The sequence below is a fragment of the Methylobacterium dankookense genome (assembly GCF_902141855.1).
Classification (GTDB): Bacteria; Pseudomonadota; Alphaproteobacteria; order Rhizobiales; family Beijerinckiaceae; genus Methylobacterium; species Methylobacterium dankookense.
In genome coordinates, this window is the sequence record NZ_CABFVH010000004.1 from 141,997 (window position 1) to 157,344 (window position 15,348).

Here is a 15,348-nt window from a genome sequence, read left to right on the forward strand (position 1 = left end):
CGCATTCCGGCGGAAGATCCCGCCCCGCCGCGGTTCTTTCGGCTCCGCGCCAAATCGCGAAACTGGCGAAACGCTTTCCTAACCTCGCTTGCTTACCGTGAGTACTCGAAGCGGCGCGCGTGCGGCCCGTAGTTCGAGTACCGGCGATGGATGATCTGCTGCGAGAATTTCTGACCGAGAGCAGTGAGCATCTCGACACTGTCGATACGGAGCTGGTCCGGTTCGAGCAGGATCCGAACAACGAGACCATCCTGCGCAACATCTTCCGCCTGGTGCACACCATCAAGGGCACCTGCGGCTTCCTCGGCCTGCCCCGCCTGGAGGCGCTGGCGCACGCCGCCGAGACCCTGATGGGCCGCTTCCGGGACGGCCTGCCGGTGAGCGGCGCCTCGGTCAGCCTGATCCTCGCTACCCTCGACCGCCTGAAGGCGATCCTGGCCGATCTCGAGATCGCCGGCACCGAGCCCGCCGGCTCCGATTCCGACCTGATCGAGGCCCTGGAGCACATGGCCTCGGCCGAGGCGCCCGCCGCGGCGCCGCTCGTCGCTCCCCCGCCGCCGCCCCCGCTTCCGGCCATCGTCGAGCGCGAGCTGAAGCCCGGCGAGGTCAGCCTCGCGGATCTCGAGGCCGCCTTCCTGGCCGCGCCCGGCCCCGACGAGGAGCCGGAGCCCGCGCCGCTGCCGGCTCCCGCGCACGTCGCCCAGCCTGCTCCCGCGCCCGCCGCCGTCGCGCCGCCGCCGGCCCCCGCTCCGGCCCCGGTCGCGAAGAAGGCCGAGGCGCCCGCCGCCCAGGCCGCCACCCAGCCCTCGGGCCAGGCCTCCGAGGGCGAGGGCCCGGCCAAGGTCCAGACCATCCGGGTCAACGTCGACACCCTCGAGCACCTGATGACCATGGTCTCGGAGCTGGTGCTCACCCGCAACCAGCTCCTCGAGATCGCCCGACGCCACGAGGATTCGAGCTACAAGGTGCCGCTGCAGCGGCTCAGCCACGTCACCGCCGAGCTGCAGGAAGGCGTCATGAAGACGCGCATGCAGCCGATCGGCAACGCCTGGCAGAAGCTGCCGCGCGTGGTGCGCGACCTCTCGGCCGAACTCGGCAAGCAGATCGAGCTCGTCATGGTCGGCGCCGAGACCGAACTCGACCGCCAGGTCCTCGACGTGATCAAGGACCCGCTCACCCACATGGTGCGCAACTCCGCCGATCACGGCCTGGAGGCGACCTCGGTGCGCGTCGCCGCCGGCAAGCCGGCCCGCGGCACGATCCGCCTCTCCGCCTATCACGAGGGCGGCACGATCACGATCGAGATCGCCGACGACGGCAAGGGCCTCGACCTCGCCGCCATCCGCCGCAAGGCGGTGGAGCGTGGGCTCGTGAGCCAGGCCGAGGTCGAGAAGATGACCGACGCGCAGGTCGCGAAGTTCATCTTCGACGCCGGCTTCTCGACGGCGGCGGCCGTCACCTCGGTCTCGGGCCGGGGCGTGGGCATGGACGTGGTCAAGACCAACATCGAGACCATCGGCGGCGTCATCGACATCAACACCCAGGCCGGCCGCGGCACCACCTTCACCATCAAGATCCCGCTGACGCTCGCAATCGTCGCGGCGCTGATCGTGCGGGCCGGCGAGAGCCGCTTCGCCCTGCCGCAGGTGGCGGTGCTGGAACTGGTGCGGGTCGATCGCTCGGCCGCCCAGAAGATCGAGCGCATCAACGGCGCGCCGGTGCTGCGCCTGCGTGAGCGCCTTCTGCCGATCGTGACGCTGACCGGCCTGCTCGGCCAGGACGGCGGCGAGGCGGAGGTCCAGTCCGGCTTCGTGGTGGTGGCCCAGGTCGGGCGCCAGCGCTTCGGCATCCTCGTGGACGAGGTCTTCCATACGGAGGAGATCGTCGTGAAGCCGATGTCGACCAAGCTGCGCCACCTGTCGCTGTTTGCCGGCAACACGATCCTCGGCGACGGCGCCGTGGTGCTCATCATCGACCCGAACGGCGTCGCCCGGCAGGTCAGCCAGAGCGCCCAGGCCGGCCAGATCCCGGTCGAGGCCGAGGCCGAGGAGGCCGAGATCGGCGAGGCCCGCACCACGCTCCTCGTCTTCAAGGGCGGCAACGGCGCCTTCAAGGCCGTGCCCCTGTCGCTGGTCACGCGCCTGGAGGAGATCGACGCGAGCAAGGTCGAGTGGCTCGGCGGGCGCCCGCTGATCCAGTACCGCGGCCGCCTGATGCCGCTCGTCGTGGCCGACGAGGCGATCCAGATCCGCAGCGAGGGCACGCAGGCGCTCGTGGTGTTCTCGGACGGTGACCGGGCGATGGGCCTCGTGGTCGACCAGATCGTCGACATCGTGGACGAGCGCCTCGACATCGAGATCGCGGCGGAGCGCTCGGACCTGATTGGCTCGGCGGTGCTGCGCGGCCGGGCGACCGACATCATCAACATCGCCCACTTCCTGCCGCTCGCCTACGACGACTGGGCGCGCGGGCCCCGCAAGACCGCGGCCGCCAAGGCGCGGACCCTGCTGCTGGTCGACGACTCGGCCTTCTTCCGCGACATGCTCACCCCGGTCCTGAAGGCCGCGGGCTTCAGCGTGGTGGCGGCCTCGGGCGCCGAGCAGGCGCTGGCCATCCTCTCCGGCGAGACCCGCATCGACGTGGTGGTCGCCGACCTGGAGATGCCCGGCAAGGGCGGCTTCGACCTCGTCGCCGAGATGCGCCGGGCGGGCGGGGCGCTCGCCAGCCTGCCGGTGGTGGCGCTGGCCGGCACCGTCGGCCCCGAGATGGTGGAGCGGGCGCGCCGCCTCGCCATCAGCGACCTCGTCGCGAAGTTCGACCGCAGCGGCCTCGTGGCGGCGCTCGCCGAGATCGAGACCCCCGGCCTTGCCAAGGCCGCCTGAGACGCGACCCCGAGACACGGATACGAGGCGGATCATGCAGCACGCCAACAGCAACGGGGCCGCGGGCGCGGCCAAGGACGGCGCGAAGGACACGGGCGCGGTCCAGGAATTCGTGACGGTGTTCGTCGGCGAGACCATGTTCGGCCTCGCCATCAACCGGGTCCACGACGTCTTCATCCCCACCGGCATCACGCCGGTGCCGCTGGCGCCGCCGGAGATCGTGGGCCTGCTCAACCTGCGCGGCCGCGTCGTCACCGCGATCTGCCTGCGCCGCCGCCTCGGCATGGGCGCCGCGGCTCAAGCGGCCGCGGGCGCCACCGGCCAGGCCACGGGCATGGCGATCGGCCTGGAGCAGGGCGGCGAGACCTTCGGCCTCGTGGTCGACGGGGTCGGCGAGGTGCTGAAGCTCGGGGCCGAGACCCACGAGGCGGTTCCGATCAACCTCGATGCGCGCTGGCGCGACCTCGCGCTCGGCGTTCACCGCCTCGACGGGCGCCTGCTCGTCATCCTCGACGTGGACGGTCTCCTGGCCTTCGGGTCGGACCGGGCCTCGACGAAGGCCGCCTGAGGGACGGAGGCGACGCATGAAGACCTGTCTCGTCGTTGACGATTCCGCCGTGATCCGAAAGGTCGCCCGCCGGATCGTCGAGGTGCTCGGCTTCTCGGTCGTCGAGGCCGAGGACGGTGCCGAGGGCCTGGAGCGTTGCCGCGAGGCGATGCCGGACGTGATCCTGCTCGACTGGAACATGCCGAACGTGGACGGCTACGCCTTCCTCCAGGCGCTGCGCCAGATGCCGGACGGCACCGAGCCGAAGATCCTGTTCTGCACCACCGAGAACGATGTCGGCGCCATCGCCCGCGCCCTGCGGGCGGGGGCGGACGAGTACATCATGAAGCCCTTCGACCGCGACATCCTGACGGCCAAGCTGGAGCAGGTCGGGATGGTCCACGCGACCGCCGCCTGAGGGCCTGGGACGTCCCGGACACGCGCTTCCGGACCACCAGCGCCCCGCAACTGACCGCGCCGGCCCGTTGCCGGCAGACCGTGACCGAGGCGTGAACCCCCCATGCTCGCAGCGTCCCCGCAGATCCCGCCCCGGCCGGTGCCGAAACCCCTCGCGCCGGCCGCGGCCGGCCCCGCGCCGGGACAGATCCGCGTCCTCATCGCCGACGATTCCGCCGTGGTGCGCGGCCTCGTCGCCCGCTGGATCGGCGAGGCCGGGTTCAACGTCGTCGGCACCGCCTCGAACGGGCGCATTGCCCTCGAGATGATGGCGCGCCTCGACCCGGACGTGGTGCTCCTCGACATCGACATGCCCGAGCTCGACGGGACCGAGGCGCTGCCGCGCATGCTGGCGGCGAGCCCCTCGCTCCAGGTCGTGATGATGTCGACGCTGACCACGCGCAACGCCGACATCTCGCTGAAATGCCTCGCGCTCGGCGCCGTCGACTATCTCGCCAAGCCCGAGAGCAACCGCGGCGTCACCACCTCGGACGCCTTCCGCGCCGAGCTGATCGAGCGCGTGCGCCTGTTCGGCGCGGTCCGCGCCCGCGGCCGCCGGCCGGCCCCGCTCTCGGCGCCCGCCTCCACCCCTGCGGCAGAAGCCGCCATCGCCCCCGCCCCGGCGGCCTCGCGGCTCTCCGCCCCCTTCACCCTGCGCCCCAAGGCGCGGCCCGCCGGCCTGCCCAAGGTCCTGCTGATCGGCTCCTCCACCGGCGGCCCCCGCGCCGTCGGCGAGGTGCTCGAGAAGATCGGCGCGCCGACCCTGCGCCGCCTGCCGGTGCTGATCGTCCAGCACATGCCGCCGATCTTCACCGCGGTCTTCGCCGAGCATATGGGCAGCCGCGTCGGCCTGCCCGCCGGCGAGGGCAAGGCGGACGAGCCGCTGCTTCCGGGCCGGATCTACGTCGCGCCGGGCGGGCGCCATATGGGCCTCGTCGCCGGCCACGGCCGCGAGCCGGTGATCCGGCTCGACGACGGGCCCCCTGTGAATTTCTGCCGCCCGGCCGTGGACGTGCTGTTCAAGGATGCCGCCGCGATCTTCGGCTCGGCCACCGTCTCGGTGATCCTCACCGGCATGGGCTCGGACGGCACGCATGGCTGCCGGGCGCTCGTCGATGCCGGCGGCCCGGTCCTCGCCCAGGACGAGGCCACCAGCACGGTCTGGGGCATGCCGGGGAGCGTGGCCAAGGCCGGCCTCGCCCAGGCCGTCCTGCCGCTGCCCGAGATCGGGCCGGCGCTCCGCAGCCTCATCACGGGGCAGCCGGCATGACCGACCTCGATTTCGACTTCCTGCGCGGCTTCCTCAAGAACCGCTCCGGCCTCGCGATGACGGCCGAGAAGCGCTACCTCGTCGAGAGCCGCCTCGCGCCGGTCTGCCGCCGGTTCAACCTCACCAGCCTGCGCGACCTCGTCGGCCTGCTGAAGGTGGGCCACAACACCGCCGTCGAGCGCGCGGTCATCGAGGCGATGACCACCAACGAGACCTTCTTCTTCCGCGACCGGGTGCCCTTCGACCTGTTCCGCGACGTGCTGCTGCCCCAGGCGATCACGCGCAACCAGGCCCGGCGGCGCCTGCGCATCTGGTGCGCGGCGGCCTCGACGGGGCAGGAGCCCTACTCGATCGCCATGCTGCTGCAGGAGGCGGCCCCGCGGCTCGCGGGCTGGCAGGTCGAGGTGGTGGCGACCGACCTCTCCACGGAGGTGATCGAACGGGCGAAGCTCGGCCTCTACAGCCATTTCGAGGTGCAGCGCGGCCTGCCGGTGCAGTGGCTGATCAAGCACTTCACCCAGATCGGCGAGCAGTGGCAGATCTCGCCCTCCCTGCGCACGATGATCGACTACCGGCAGCTCAACCTGCTGCAGGGCTTCGAGGGGCTGGGGCAGTTCGACATCGTGTTCTGCCGCAACGTGCTGATCTATTTCGACGCCCCGACCAAGGCCGACGTGCTCAACCGGATCGCGGCCTGCCTCGCCCCGGGCGGCGCCCTGGTCCTCGGCGCGGCCGAGACGGTGATCGGCCTGACCGAGCGGCTCAGCCCGCATGCCGAGCATCGCGGCCTCTACGGCCATGCCGCGGCGTCGGCGTCCTCCGTCGCTCCGGCACCCTCGATCACATTGCCGCCGGTCCAGCCGGCGGTTCCGGTCCTGCCGCAGCTCCGCGTCGCGATCGGGCGATAGCGCACCGTGCCGCTTCGGCGCGGCGGCAGGGGAGGGGACGACCGCATGGCACCGCGCGAGCGGACCGCGCCCGAGGCTGCGCCCGTCATGGGGCGCGGTCTCCTCATCCTGCTCGTGCTGCTCCTCGGCCTCGGCGGAGTGGTGAACGCCCTCCGCAAGGACATCGCCAAGGGCTTCGACGAGGTCGCCCACGTCTCCTACGTGGCGCAGATCCAGCGGGACGGCGTCTCCTGGCCGGATTTGCGCGCCCTGCGCCTGCTCGACCCGGCGAGCCTCGCGCCGACGGGTGCGCCGAACTACCTCAACCACCCACCGCCCTATTACGCGGCGCTGGCCCGGATCGGGCCGGCGATCGGGGCGGAGCCGGGCGCGCTGCTGACCTTGCGTCTCGTCAACGTCGCGCTCGCGACGGCCGCGTTCGCGGCGCTGCTGCTGCTGGCCGCCGGCCTCGCCCGCAGCCGGCTGGAAGTCTGGGCCTATGCGCTGCCCCTCGTCACCATCCCGACCGCGCTCGCCCTGAACGGCGCGGTCAACAACGACAACCTCGCGATCCTCGGCGGCGCGCTCGCCCTGCTCGGCCTGCAGCGCCTGCTCTGCGGCGGGCGCCGGACCTGGCTCGCCTGCGCGCTCGCCGGGCTCGTCGCGGCGGGGCTCGCGAAGTTCACCGCGCTCCTGCTCGTGGGCGGCTGCGTCGGGCCGGTCCTCCTCTGGCTCGTCGCCCGTGGCCGGCTGCCGGCCGCGGCGCTCCTTCCCGCCGCGCTCGCCCTCGCTCTCGCCGCCGCGCCCTACGCGGTCCTGGTCGCCCAGTACGGCAGCCCGGTCCCCGAGGTGCCGGGGCATCTCGCGATGATGCGGGACGGCGCCCGCGAGGCCGGCTGGGACGGGACGCGGCTCGGCCTGCCCGCCTATCTCCTGACCTTCGCCGCGCTCTTCGCCAGCCAGTTCCGCCCGGTGCTGACGGAGCCCGACGCCGTCGAGACCGTCTCGCTCGTGCTGCCGCTCGCCCTGATGGGGCTCAGCCTCGCGGGCGGGGCCGTCGCGCTCGCGCGTCTCCGCGCCGGGCGCGCGCAGCCGCTCGATCCGCTGGCGGTGGCCGGCTGGGGGGCGATCGGCCTCGTGCTCGCCGCCCATATCCGCTTCAGCTACCTCAACCATCTCGCCACCGGCTGGCGGCTCGACGCCTATCCCCGCTACTACCTGCCGCTCGCGGGCATCACCGTGATCGCCTGCGCCTGCCTCGCCGGCGGCCTGCCCGAGGGCCGGATCCGGCGCGGGCTCCTGGTCTTCCTCGCCGCCTCGCCCCTGGCCTTCGGCCTGCTCGGCGGCACGCTCGGCGGCTGAGCGAAGACGACATCCGCCATCCCGATAAGGATCGGCCGGATGTCGTGAGACCTGCCGAACGCGGGCTGTACGATCCCATCAGCCCGCGTTCAGGGCGCGGGACTGAAAGTCTCTCCACCCGGGCTCGTCGGCCCGGACGCTGACCAGGAGAGCGCCCATGCACCGCACGCATCCCGCACCTCGTCCCCTCGGCCGCCGCGTGCTGGCGGCCCTCGCCCTGGCCTGCGGCCTCGCCGCCGCGGCGCCCGCTGCCCAGGCCGCGCCGCTGGCCGTCGCGCCGGTCGAGCCCGCCTCCGGCATCACGCAGGTGCAGTACGGCTGGGGCCACCACCACCATCATTACCGGCGCCATCACCACCACGACGGGTGGGGGCACCGCCGTCACCACCATCACCATGGGTGGGGCCATCACCGCGGCTGGGGCCACCATCACCACCGCCATCACGGCTGGGGCCACCGGCACCATCACCACTGGTAGGGCCGGAAGGGCTCAGGCGATCCGCTCGATCACCGCGGGCCGCTCGGCCGAGGTCTCGCCGGACGTCTCACCCATGCGGTAGGCCGCGCGGAGCGCCCGCTCGGCGCGGTCGGCGGCCTCGGCATCGGCGGCGTGGACCACGCCGAGCAGGCCGCCCGCATCGCCGGGCCGGGCGAGATCGGTGAAGCCGACGCGCGGGTCGATCCCGTCCTCCGGCCGCGTCCGGCCGCCGCCGAGGCCGATCACCGCGAGGCCGATCGCCCGCGTATCGACCGACGCGACGGTGCCGGCCTGCCGGACCTCGCGGGTCACCGGCGCCGCGGCGAGGTGCCGCTCCGGCGCCTCCACCAGATCCGGCGGCCCGCCCAGCGCGGCGACCATGCGCGCGAAGGTCTCGGCCGCCGCGCCCGAGGCGAGGACGGATTCGAGCCGCGCCGAGGCCTCCTCGGTGTCGCGGGCGAGGCCACCGGCCACCAGCATCTCGGCCCCGAGCGCCAGGGTGACCGCGTGGAAGCGCGGCTCGCGGGCGCGGCCCGTCAGGTAGTCGATGGCATAGGCCACCTCGACGGCGTTGCCGGCCGCCGAGGCCAGCGTCGCGTCCATGCAGGTGATGAGCGCGGCGGTGCGCAGGCCCGCCCCCGCCGCCACCGCGACGATGCTCTCGGCGAGCGCGCGCGCCTCGGGCAGGGCGGCCATGAAGGCGCCCGAGCCCACCTTCACGTCCATCACGAGGCCGCCGAGCCCGGCCGCGAGCTTCTTCGAGAGGATCGAGGCGGTGATCAGGTCGAGGGATTCGACCGTCCCGGTCACGTCGCGGATCGCGTAGAGGCGCCGGTCGGCCGGGGCGAGCTCCGCCGTCTGGCCGATGATGGCGCAGCCGGTCTCGCGCACCACCGCCTGGAAGCGGTCGAGGCCGGGCGTGGCGTCGTAGCCCGGGATGCTCGCGAGCTTGTCGAGGGTGCCGCCCGTATGGCCGAGCCCGCGCCCCGAGATCATCGGCACGTAGCCGCCGCAGGCCGCGACCATGGCCGCGAGGGGGAGGCTCACCGTGTCGCCGATGCCGCCGGTCGAGTGCTTGTCGAGCACCGGTCCGGGCAGGTCCCAGGCGAGCACGCTGCCCGATTCCGTCATGGCGCGGGTCAGCGCCACGCGCTCGGGCAGCGAGAGGCCGCGGAAGAACACCGCCATCGCGAAGGAGGCCGCCTGGCCCTCTCCGACATGGTCCCCGGCGAGGCCGGCGACGAAGGTGCGGATCTCCTCCGGATCGAGGACCAGCCCGTCGCGCTTCCGGCGGATCGTCTCCTGAGGCAAGAACCGGCTCACGCAGCCGCTCCCCGCGCGTCCATCAGGGCGCCGTAGAGGCTGCTCGCCCCGAGGCGGAAGGTCTTCGGCGTGGCCCAGCCCGGCCCCATCAAGGCGTCGGCGATGGCGAGATAAGCGGCGGCATCCGCGACCCGGCGCAGGCCGCCCGAGACCTTGAGCCCGGCCGGTTTGCCGCTCGCGGCGATCGCGGCGAGCATCAGGCCGGCGGCCTCGGGCGTCGCCGAGACCGGGCTCTTGCCGGTCGAGGTCTTGAGGAAGTCGGCGCCTTCCTCCAGCGCCAGGAGGCTCGCCTGCGCGACGCGCTCCGGCGTCTCCAGGCTGCCCGTCTCCAGGATCACCTTGAGGCAGGCCGGCCCGCAGGCGGCCCGCACGGCCGCGACCAAGGCCCGGGCGCGCGCCGCGTCGCCGCGCATCACGGCGCGATAGGGCAGGACGAGGTCGATCTCGTCCGCCCCGGCCGCCCGCGCCGCCTTGGTCTCGGCGGCCGCCGCGGCGGCATCCTCGCCGCCATCGGGGAAGTTCACCACGGTCGCGACCTTGATGCCGCTGCCGGCGAGCAGCGCGGCGCCCTGTTTGACGAAGGCCGGCCAGACGCAGATCGCGGCGACGCCGCCGTCCCGCGCGTCGCGGCAGAGCACCGCGATCCGGTCGGGTGTGCAGCCCTCGCCGAGATCGGTGAGGTCGAGGAGCGGCAGGGCGCGCCGCGCCACCGAGGCGGCGCCGGGATCGGTCGGGTTCGTCAAGGCTGCGAATCCTGGGTCAGGCCGGCGGCGAAGGCGCCGATCAGGTGGGCGAGATCGTCCGCGGCGGCACGCGCCGCCGCCTTGGTCTCGGCATGGTGGGGGGCGCCGCCCGCGATGCCGGCGGCCCAGTTCGTCACCACCGAGACGGCGGCGACGGGCAGGCCGAGGAAGCGGGCGAGGATCACCTCCGGCACGGTCGACATGCCGACGAGGTCGGCGCCGAGGCGCCCGGCCATGCGCACCTCGGCCGGCGTCTCGAAGCTCGGGCCGGAGAACCAGGCGTAGATGCCCTCCGCGAGGGCGATGCCGGCGGCCTGCGCCGCCGCACCGAGCCCGGCGCGCATCCCCGGATCGTAGGCGTCGTTCATCGGCACGAAGCGGGCCTCGTCCGCCTCGCCGATCAGCGGGTTCAGGCCCGACAGGTTGATGTGGTCCGAGAGCAGGACGAGCCGGCCCGGCCCGACCTCCGGCAGGAGCGAGCCGCAGGCATTGGTGAGGAGCAGGCGCCGCACGCCGAGTCCCTGGAGCGCGGCGAGCGGCAGGCGCATGGCGGCGGGGTCGCCGTGCTCGTAGGCATGGGTGCGGCCCTCCAGCACCAGCACGGCGCGGCCGGCGATGCGCCCGCGATGCAGCCGGCCGCCATGCCCGGTGACGCCCGGGGTCGGGAAGCCGGGGATGTCGGCATAGGGCAGCGCGGTCGCTGCCTCGAGCAGGCCCACCACGGCGCCGAGCCCGGTCCCGGTGACGATGGCCAGATCATGCGGCCCGGCGAATCCCGCCGCCGCGAGATGCTCGGCGGCCCGTGCGGCCTGCGCGCGCCAGCCGCTCAACCGAGGGTCTCCGGCCCGAACGAGGCGGGCAGCAGCTCCTCCAGGGTGAAGCGGGCGAGCACGCCCTCGGGGCCGGCGGCGTGGATCGGGGTGCCGGGATCGGCGAATTCGCGGATGCGCTGGCGGCAGGCGCCGCAGGGCGTCACGGGCCGGGCGCCCGCGGCGAGAACCAGGATCGTGCGGATGCGCCGGCCGCCCGCGGCGACCATCGCGGCGATGGCCCCGGCCTCGGCGCAGGTGCCGACCGGATAGGCGGCGTTCTCGACGTTGCAGCCGGCATGGATCCGGCCCTGCTCGTCCGTCAGGGCCGCGCCGACCGCGAAGCCGGAATAAGGCGCGTGCGCATGGGCCCGGACGGCGGCGGCCGCCGCGAAGAGGGCGTCGAGTTCCGCCGTCACCGTGTCCTGCCCCGCCGCCTGCATGCCGCTGTTTGGCACCGGGCGGGGTGACCTGTCGAGAGCGCGGGGAGTCCACCGGTCCGCTTACGGGGCCGTCTTCAGCTGCTGCTCGGCGCGGGTGACGGCCGCCTCGCAACCCTTGGCGTCGCCCTTGGCATCGGCGGTGCGGGCCTCGTCGAGGGCGACCTTGGCCTGCTGGGCCGCCTCCGCGCCCTTGCCCGCCTCGGCGGCCTGCGCGGGCGGGGCGGTGCGCCGGTCGCTCTCGCCACCCGTGCCGGTCAGGCCCTCGCCCTCGCGCCGGGCCGCCGTCTCCTTGCCGCTGGTCGAGGCCGCGATCGCCGCGGTCGATTCCGACTTCACCTGCTTGGAGAGGGCGTCGATCCGCTGCGAGCAGGGGGAGGCGAGGGTGGGGGTGGAGACGAGGGCGGGGGTGGCGGCGAGAGCGGCCACGAGCCACGCGATGCGCTTCATCGAGGGGGTTCCTGAACGAGAATGGCGTGCCGCGGGGGGATCCCGCGACACGCCAACGTTCCTCACCACCTCGCGGCTCCCGTCGCCGTGCGGGATCATACGACCTCCGGCTGATCCCTTCGGGATGGCGGATGTCGTCCTCGCTCAGGCGCTCGCCGCCTGCCCGCGGATGGGGAGCTGGCGCACGCGCCGCCCCGTCGCCGCGAAGACCGCGTTGGCGATGGCCGGCGCCACCGGCGGCACGCCGGGCTCGCCGACGCCGCCGAGCGGCCCGGCATAGTCGCCGGACGGCACCAGATGGACGCGGATCTCCTTCGGGGCGGCGTCGATCCGGATGATCTCGTAGCCGTCGAAGTTGTTCTGCTGCGCCCGGCCGTTCTTGAAGGTGATCTCGGAGGTGAGCGCGAGGCCCATCCCCATCACCACGGCGCCCTCCATCTGCGAGCGGATGCGCTCCGGGTTCACCTGCGCCCCGCAATCGACGGCGATGTCGACCGCGTTCACCTTCACCTGGCCCTTGGCATCGACCTCCACCTCGGCCGCGCAGGCCGTGTAGGTGACGAAGCTGTAGTGCCCGGCGACGCCGAGGCCGCGGCCCTTCTCGAGCTTCCGGCCCCATTTGGCGCCGTCGGCCACCGTCTCGATCACCCGGCGCAGGCGCCCGGTATCGATGGGATAGCGCTTCGGATCCTCGCCGTAGTTCCAGACGTCGCCGATCTCGGTCGGGTCGATCTTGCGGCCCGGCCCGATCAGCTCGAGCAGGTACTCCTTCGGGTCGCGTCCCGCCGCATGCGCGAGCTCGGCCACGAAGGACTGGATCGCGAAGGCGTGCGGGATGTTCGAGACCGAGCGGAACCAGCCGATCCGGACATGGGCCGGGGCGGCGGGGTTCTCCAGCCGCATGTTCTTGATGTTGAGCGGGTTGTTGACGAGCCCCATGCCGAGCTCGAAGGGCAGCTCGTGCTTGGGATCCGGCGCGAAGATCGAGCCGATGGTCGGCGCGGTCGAGCGGTGCAGCCAGGCGGTGGGCATGCCCTTCTCGTCCACCGCCGCCTCGATCCGCTCCACCGAGATGGTGTGGTAGTAGCCATGGTGGATGTCGTCCTCGCGCGTCCAGGCGAGCTTCACCGGGGCGCCGACCGCCTGCGAGCAGAGGGCCGCCTCGACCACGTAGTCGGGCTTCGACTTGCGGCCGAAGCCGCCGCCGAGCAGCGTCACGTTCACGCGCACCTTGTCGGCGGGCAGGTTGAGGCGCTTGACCAGCCGGTCATGCGCCGCCTGCGGCCCTTGCGTGCAGGCCCAGGCCTCGCAGGTGCCGTCCGTCTTCACCCAGACCACGGCCGCGGGCGGCTCCATCGGGGCCTGCGCGAGATGGGGCACGAAGTACTCGGCCTCGAACTTCTTCTTGGCCTTGGCGAAGGCGCCGTCCACGTCGCCCTGGTTGCGCACCACCTTGCCGGGCTGGCGCGCCGCCTTCTCCAGCTCCGTGCGGAAGGCATCGGTGTCGTAGCTCGCGTTCGGCCCGTCGTCCCAGGTGATCTTGAGGGCCTCGCGGCCCTTCATCGCCGCCCAGGTGTTCCTGGCGACCACCGCGACGCCGCCGAGCGGCATGAACTCGGACGGGATCTCGCCGCCCTCGATCCGCACGGTCTTCACGACGCCCGGGACCTTGAGGGCCTCGGCATCGTCGACGGACTTGATCTTGCCGCCATAGACCGGCGGGCGCGCGACGACGGCGTAGAGCATCCCGTCGAGCTTCACGTCGAGGCCGTAGACGGCCTTGCCGGTGGTGATGTCGTGGTTGTCGATCAGCCCGATCTTGCCGGTGCCGATATAGCGGAAGGCCTTCGGGTCCTTCAGCTTCACGCTGTCGCGCTCGGGGACCGGCAGCTCGGCCGCCGCCGCCGCCACGTCGCCGTAGCCGAGCTTGCGGCCCGACTTGGCGTGGACGAGCTGGTGGTTCTCGGACCTGACCTCGGAGGCCGGCACGCCCCATTGCTTGGCCGCGGCCTGGACCAGCATGAGCCGCGCCGCCGCGCCCGCATGGCGGAAATGCTGGAAGAAGTGACGCAGGGAGCGCGAGCCGTCGGTGTCCTGGTTGCCGAAGCGCTCCTCGTCGCCATAGGCCTGGGTCACCCGGACCTTCGACCAGTCGGCCTCGAGCTCGTCGGCCACCACGAGGGCCACCGAGGTGCGCACGCCCTGGCCCATCTCGGAGCGGTGGTTCGTCACCGTCACCGTGCCGTCCTTGGCGATGGCGATGAAGATCTTCGGATCGTCGCGCCAGCCATGCGGCATGCCGTCGGCGCCGAACTTCTGCTGCTTCTGCTCCTCGGTCTGGCCCTCGTCGGCGCGGGCCGTGTCACGCAGCGACAGGGCGAGCACGAGGGCGCCCAGGCCGCCGAGCACCGCGCGGCGGCTGGCATTGGCGAGGATCGGGGTCGCGGTCGGGGTCTGCGCGGCCATCTCGGCCATCGTCTTGGCGTCGTGGATCACAGGCGCTCTCCCTTGGTGGCGGAGGTCTGGCCGGCGGCCTGATGGATCGCGGCGCGGATGCGCGGGTAGGTCCCGCAGCGACAGATGTTGCCGCTCATCGCCTCGTCGATCTGGTCGTCAGAGGGCTTCGGCGTGTCCTTGAGGAGGGCGGCGGCCTGCATGATCTGGCCGCACTGGCAGTAGCCGCACTGCGCGACGTTGAGGTCGCGCCAGGCCGCCTGGACCGGGTGGTTCCCGTCGCCCGACAGGCCCTCGATGGTGACGACGTCCTGCCCCTCGGCCGCCGAGACCGGGGTGACGCAGGCGCGGGCCGCGGTGCCGCCGAGATGGATGGTGCAGGCGCCGCACAGGGCCTGCCCGCAGCCGAACTTGGTGCCGGTCAGCCCCAGCTCGTCCCGCAGGTACCAGAGCAGCGGCATGTCGGGATCGCCGTCGAAGCTGCGCGACGCTCCGTTCACGGTGAGTTTGATCATCGGTTCGTCCTTCTCGCCCGCGGCCTCGCGGGCCCGGTGACGGCTCCGCCCATGAAGAGGTTCCACGGGGCGGTCCTCGATGTTTCCAACCGGCGCGGGTCGGGCTCGGATTGGGCTGCCGGGATCCGGGCGTGCCGGGACGACGACAGGCCACGGCGCGGCCGAAGGCCGACCGCGGCACCGCCCCCGATGCGCGCTCTCAAGTCAGAATAACTTCGATCTAGGGCAGGCCCCCGCCGGGAGGCAACGCGGGCGGGGCCCCAATGGCCGCGCGAGTCCGGCGTTGCGGGCATGGCATGTGCCATCCCGCACACCGCGTACCGAATTCGCCGCAATCGGGCGATCCGGCCCGGGGCAGCGTGGCCGCGTGCGCCCGGGCACCGCGGCCGGAACGGCTTGGCTTACCGTATCGACAGCTTCGCGATCGCGACGGGGCGGCGAACACGGTCATCGCGAGAGCAAGGGTCGAAAGCCATGAAACGCCTCGGTGCCGTCCTCCTGATCGCCGCCATCGCGACCCCGGCCCATGCCGAGACCAGCGCCCAGCGCGCCGCCTGCACGCCGGACGTCTGGCGCCACTGCGCCTCAGAGATCCCGAATGTCGGGGCGATCAAGAGCTGCCTGCGCCGCGAGCGCGTGAAGCTCTCGGCCGCCTGCCGGATGGTGATGGACGAGGCCGACAATGCGAAGCTGGTGAGCCGCCCGGTCGCCCTGAGCCGGAACTGAGGCGCT

Annotated in this window: 15 protein-coding genes; 8 read left to right on the forward strand and 7 right to left on the reverse strand. The window is 73.0% G+C overall.

The features are described from left to right. Positions 1 to 146 precede the first annotated feature (146 nt). The 7 genes from MTDSW087_RS05380 (at position 147) to MTDSW087_RS31185 (ending at position 7,882) form a co-directional block, all read left to right on the forward strand. A complete protein-coding gene (locus MTDSW087_RS05380) occupies positions 147 to 2,882 on the forward strand; it encodes a hybrid sensor histidine kinase/response regulator (protein WP_144761160.1) in 2,736 nt (911 codons plus the stop codon). Positions 2,883 to 2,916: 34 nt separating this feature from the next. Further along, positions 2,917 to 3,450: a chemotaxis protein CheW gene (locus tag MTDSW087_RS05385; protein WP_144761163.1), complete on the forward strand. Its 534-nt coding sequence runs from the start codon at positions 2,917 to 2,919 to the stop codon at positions 3,448 to 3,450. Between the two features lie 16 nt (positions 3,451 to 3,466). Next, positions 3,467 to 3,847, forward strand: coding sequence for a response regulator (locus MTDSW087_RS05390; protein ID WP_144761165.1), 381 nt, complete (start codon positions 3,467 to 3,469; stop codon positions 3,845 to 3,847). 102 nt (positions 3,848 to 3,949) lie between these two features. Further along, on the forward strand, positions 3,950 to 5,155 hold the full coding sequence (locus MTDSW087_RS05395) for a protein-glutamate methylesterase/protein-glutamine glutaminase (protein ID WP_144761168.1): 1,206 nt from the start codon (positions 3,950 to 3,952) through the stop codon (positions 5,153 to 5,155). Next, positions 5,152 to 6,063, forward strand: a complete 912-nt coding sequence (locus tag MTDSW087_RS05400; RefSeq protein ID WP_144761170.1) for a CheR family methyltransferase — start codon at positions 5,152 to 5,154, stop codon at positions 6,061 to 6,063. Before MTDSW087_RS05395 ends, MTDSW087_RS05400 begins: the two co-directional genes overlap by 4 nt. Before the next feature lie 45 nt (positions 6,064 to 6,108). Next, positions 6,109 to 7,404: a hypothetical protein gene (locus MTDSW087_RS05405; RefSeq protein ID WP_144761173.1), complete on the forward strand. Its 1,296-nt coding sequence runs from the start codon at positions 6,109 to 6,111 to the stop codon at positions 7,402 to 7,404. A gap of 157 nt (positions 7,405 to 7,561) precedes the next feature. Further along, a complete protein-coding gene (locus MTDSW087_RS31185) occupies positions 7,562 to 7,882 on the forward strand; it encodes a hypothetical protein (protein ID WP_144761176.1) in 321 nt (106 codons plus the stop codon). Between the two features lie 12 nt (positions 7,883 to 7,894). Here MTDSW087_RS31185 and deoA read toward each other — a convergent pair whose 3' ends face one another. The 7 genes from deoA to MTDSW087_RS05445 all read right to left on the reverse strand — a co-directional run bounded on the left by deoA (position 7,895) and on the right by MTDSW087_RS05445 (position 14,616). Continuing rightward, positions 7,895 to 9,205 (reverse strand): thymidine phosphorylase, encoded by a 1,311-nt coding sequence (deoA, locus tag MTDSW087_RS05415; protein WP_144761179.1) that lies wholly within the window; start codon positions 9,203 to 9,205, stop codon positions 7,895 to 7,897. Then, the gene (deoC, locus tag MTDSW087_RS05420) at positions 9,202 to 9,948 is read right to left on the reverse strand and encodes a deoxyribose-phosphate aldolase (RefSeq protein ID WP_144761181.1); all 747 of its coding nucleotides are present in this window, start codon (positions 9,946 to 9,948) and stop codon (positions 9,202 to 9,204) included. The genes deoA and deoC overlap by 4 nt, the downstream gene beginning before the upstream one ends. Then, positions 9,945 to 10,778 (reverse strand): purine-nucleoside phosphorylase, encoded by an 834-nt coding sequence (locus MTDSW087_RS05425; protein WP_144761184.1) that lies wholly within the window; start codon positions 10,776 to 10,778, stop codon positions 9,945 to 9,947. Before MTDSW087_RS05425 ends, deoC begins: the two co-directional genes overlap by 4 nt. Continuing rightward, on the reverse strand, positions 10,775 to 11,200 hold the full coding sequence (locus MTDSW087_RS05430; RefSeq protein ID WP_144761427.1) for a cytidine deaminase: 426 nt from the start codon (positions 11,198 to 11,200) through the stop codon (positions 10,775 to 10,777). Before MTDSW087_RS05430 ends, MTDSW087_RS05425 begins: the two co-directional genes overlap by 4 nt. Positions 11,201 to 11,260: 60 nt before the next feature. Continuing rightward, positions 11,261 to 11,647: a hypothetical protein gene (locus MTDSW087_RS05435; RefSeq protein WP_144761187.1), complete on the reverse strand. Its 387-nt coding sequence runs from the start codon at positions 11,645 to 11,647 to the stop codon at positions 11,261 to 11,263. A 144-nt stretch (positions 11,648 to 11,791) separates the two neighbouring features. Further along, positions 11,792 to 14,143: a xanthine dehydrogenase family protein molybdopterin-binding subunit gene (locus MTDSW087_RS05440; RefSeq protein WP_144761190.1), complete on the reverse strand. Its 2,352-nt coding sequence runs from the start codon at positions 14,141 to 14,143 to the stop codon at positions 11,792 to 11,794. Continuing rightward, positions 14,140 to 14,616 carry a (2Fe-2S)-binding protein gene (locus tag MTDSW087_RS05445; RefSeq protein ID WP_144761192.1) on the reverse strand — a complete coding sequence of 159 codons (477 nt, stop codon included), beginning with the start codon at positions 14,614 to 14,616 and terminating at the stop codon, positions 14,140 to 14,142. The genes MTDSW087_RS05440 and MTDSW087_RS05445 overlap by 4 nt, the downstream gene beginning before the upstream one ends. Positions 14,617 to 15,090: 474 nt before the next feature. Between MTDSW087_RS05445 and MTDSW087_RS05450 the strand changes: the two genes are divergently transcribed. After that, positions 15,091 to 15,342, forward strand: coding sequence for a hypothetical protein (locus MTDSW087_RS05450; RefSeq protein ID WP_144761195.1), 252 nt, complete (start codon positions 15,091 to 15,093; stop codon positions 15,340 to 15,342). Positions 15,343 to 15,348 lie beyond the last annotated feature (6 nt).